This window comes from Microvirga sp. KLBC 81 (assembly GCF_003075415.1).
Taxonomy (GTDB): Bacteria; Pseudomonadota; Alphaproteobacteria; order Rhizobiales; family Beijerinckiaceae; genus Microvirga.
The window spans coordinates 1-3,162 of the sequence record NZ_QDAH01000188.1 but is presented as its reverse complement, the minus strand read 5'-3'; the positions used below and the strand labels follow the sequence as shown (position 1 = coordinate 3,162).

Sequence of the window (3,162 nt, the reverse complement as noted above, 5' to 3'; positions counted from 1 at the left end):
CTGTCGTTCGGATCCTGCGGGCAGTACACGCCATTTTCATCCGCAACAAGGTACGGAAGACCGCGCACAGTTCGATGACCCAGTGCCAGTCGCTATTACGGCGCGAGTCGTGAGATCTTGGTGACCAGCACGATGCCGACCTCTCCCAAGCCAATCGCCGCGACCAGACGCTGAAAGCCCGTCTGCTGGTGGGAGCTGGCACCGGAGAGACCCAGATCCTCGTCAATGCCCCCGACCAGCGGGGCGGTCCAGCTCATTTGCCGCGCCCGTTCGGCCAACAGGTATTGCCGACGGGTGCTTTCCTGGTTGTTCTGCACCTGCTAGGGTGTTGACTGGCGGACATATACGGTGGTGCACCGCAGCAGGTGTCGGGGTTCGATTTCGGGGGAGATCGCGGTCATGACACGGCTTTCCTCGCGGGAGCGCGGGTTCCTGCGCGGCTCACAGCTGACGCTGCAGCAAATCTGTCCAGGGGATCACCATGTGCTGATGGATCTCGGGCTGGAGGGGGCTCCACACGTGGGGAAGCGGGATCTGGGAGCGCGGGCGCATGACAGTCCTCTGGCGCAGAGAGTGACGCACTCCCTAAACTGGCGACCACGCGGGCCAGCGCCCGCAGAGACTGCCTAGGGCAAAGGTGAGAGCCGGGGCTGTCGCACCGGGCAGCGGTGCAGCCGCTTCCAGGTGGCGAGCCAGCAGAACCTGTCGCCCACCATCAGGTCCTTCGATCACGACGTGCGGTTCGCCCCTATGACGCTGACGCCGGATGAACTGGACGAACTGACCAAACCAGAACCCGTTCCGCTCGCCGAAGTTGTCATGATGCCCTCTTCCTGGAGCGTCTCGTGTGTTGGAGACGGGTCCGCAGCCGTTTGATCTGTTCGTCCGGGAGATCGATCTGCCGGGGCTGTCTGCGTGTTTCGCGCGATCGGGCTGCCCTTTGGCCGATTAGCGGCTGGTCAAGAGACCTTGGACCAGATAGTCGAACACGGTCTGTGGCGTGATTCCGAAGGCTGAGGCCGCCCCTTGTGCCGAGTAGCTGCCGTCGGGCCAGCGCGGGGATTGGCGTAGGCGCTGTTGATCTTGACGTCGGGATCCGCCAACGGGTGCACAGGAGCCAGACGCTCTCACCCTTGAACGAACAGCCGCGGGAGGCGACGAAGTCTTCGATTCAGCTCGGACGCGATCTCCTTGTCTATCTTGCCGACGGCGTTCAGATCCGTGATCCGCCGCCGGTCGAGATTGATCTGATCGCAGTAACTGTAGACACGCTGCTGCAGGCGGTGCTCGCTGGTCGCTTCCGTCTGCCACACGATCCTGAGCCAGACCTGCCCCTGCGACCGCTTCTGATCGAGGATGATCTCGTGGATCATCTGCTTGCGGTTGGCCGCTATGACAGTGGCGGCAGGCCAGGTCGTCGGCAGGCCCTCGTGGTCTGCCGCGATCATCGTGGGGATCTCCGCCTGACAGTTGCGCGTGGCTTTCCCTCTCAGATGCGTTCGAGGAAGCGCGCCACGAAGCGGTTCTCCGGCTCGACTGCATCGTAATGGCACCGAGCCCGCTCGGCGTCGGAGCGAGTGCGCTCCAGCTGGATAGTTCAATGATACGGCCCATTCCGAGGGTGTCGTTTTTGCGGATACGGACCGTTTTGACGAACATCGTGCTCGGCCGCGAAACGGTTCTCGACGTCGGACCAGGTTTCCTTCCGGCCGAACATGAGCCTGTTCGTTTCAATCCGCAAATTCGCTCATCGGAGACACGTTACCGTGGCGAGGTCAGTCCCAGTCTGATGACTCCAATGTCGCTTTCGATGGTAATTCGGGTCCCAAACGGCTTCGAGAGCTTCTGGAGACGCTCCAGAATTTTGCTTGCTTGCTGGCCGACAGCCAGTCGGGGAACGCCCCGGTTGGCCAACCTCTTCGAGTAGCCGAGTTCGATCGGATAAAGCCGCAACTCGGCAAGCTGGTTCTGTTCAAATCGGCTGACGCTGATAACGCTCTCATAAAAGACCCGGTCTGAGAAATCTTGTGCCATCTCGGCGACACTGACCTCGGCATCTGTGTCGGTCCGCGGGTCCTTACCGTATGCAGCGAACATGTCAGCACCTACAGGCGTGCGGAGGTCGTCCATAATGAAGTTCCCAACGCTGTAGAGGATCGGCCGGCCCTTGTAGATCTCGATGCCCCGCAATTGATGCGGTCCATGCACGACATATGCATCGGCCCCTGCGTCAATGATCTTGTGCGCAAATGATTGTTCATAATCAGGCGGCTCCTGACTCCAGTTCTCCGGCTCGTGACCGTGATTCGTGACGATGCAGAAGTCGGCAAACTGCTTGCCTCGGCGAATATTCCGCAAGATTCCGGCTAGATCGTAGGGGTTGACTTCATAGCTAAAGCCAGTTTTCTCGCCAAGCTTGTACGTCTTCCCTGCAAGCGTGACCCGGGTCGCGTCATCACTGCGTAGCTCCGGGCCCGGCAAGGCACTGCGGATTTGCCTCACGTTTTCGAGCATCGCCGGAGGAACTACGATGCTTTCTTCCAGGCGAAGGGCGTTGAGTCCTGGCCTGCCCGGCGCCTCGCCTGCAGGGTCGCACGCACGAGACATCGGCATGAACGTTGAAGCGAACGACACCAATGCCACGCGGCCGCGTGGGGTCTCTAGGAACCGGGCGGCACCGGCTTGTGCGAGATTTTCGCCAACACCGGCGTAAACGATTCCGTTCTGATCGAGTGCCCGGCACGTCTCGCGCATGCCCTCAACACCCCAGTCGAAGGTATGGTTGTTGGCGTAGCTCACTAGGTTGAAGCCCATGGCCTTCAGATCAGGTCCGAGCTCTGGCGTGCTGACGTGATAGGCGCCCCCGTACTCGGCCTGCGGGCTTCCGTTGAACGATCGGATGTCGAAGATGTTGGTTTCCATATTGCCGAAGGTGACATCGGCCTTACGAAGGATCTCGACGATCTCGCCAAAGCCCGGATGGTGACCCTTTGTGAGCGCCCGCGTCACGATCAGATCGCCAACGGCCGCCATCGTGAAGCCATCCGCAACGTTCGTCGCAGTCGATCCGACCGTATCATAGCCACCCATCTCGGCGCCCCAATAGTCACTGTCTTCGCGCGACTGATCTCTCATCGACCTATCCTTCGTCTCTTCATCATG

3 protein-coding genes are annotated in these 3,162 nt (G+C 60.6%); all 3 read right to left on the bottom strand.

Features of this window, described 5'->3' with window-relative positions; genetic code table 11:
• Positions 1-95 precede the first annotated feature (95 nt).
• The 3 genes from DC522_RS32915 to DC522_RS32905 all read right to left on the bottom strand — a co-directional run bounded on the left by DC522_RS32915 (position 96) and on the right by DC522_RS32905 (position 3,135).
• Positions 96-317 (bottom strand): recombinase family protein, encoded by a 222-nt coding sequence (locus tag DC522_RS32915; RefSeq protein ID WP_165820435.1) that lies wholly within the window; start codon positions 315-317, stop codon positions 96-98.
• A gap of 810 nt (positions 318-1,127) precedes the next feature.
• Positions 1,128-1,448, bottom strand: coding sequence for a hypothetical protein (locus tag DC522_RS32910; RefSeq protein ID WP_116532615.1), 321 nt, complete (start codon positions 1,446-1,448; stop codon positions 1,128-1,130).
• A gap of 313 nt (positions 1,449-1,761) precedes the next feature.
• On the bottom strand, positions 1,762-3,135 hold the full coding sequence (locus tag DC522_RS32905; RefSeq protein WP_116532617.1) for a CapA family protein: 1,374 nt from the start codon (positions 3,133-3,135) through the stop codon (positions 1,762-1,764).
• Between the last annotated feature and the right edge of the window lie 27 nt (positions 3,136-3,162).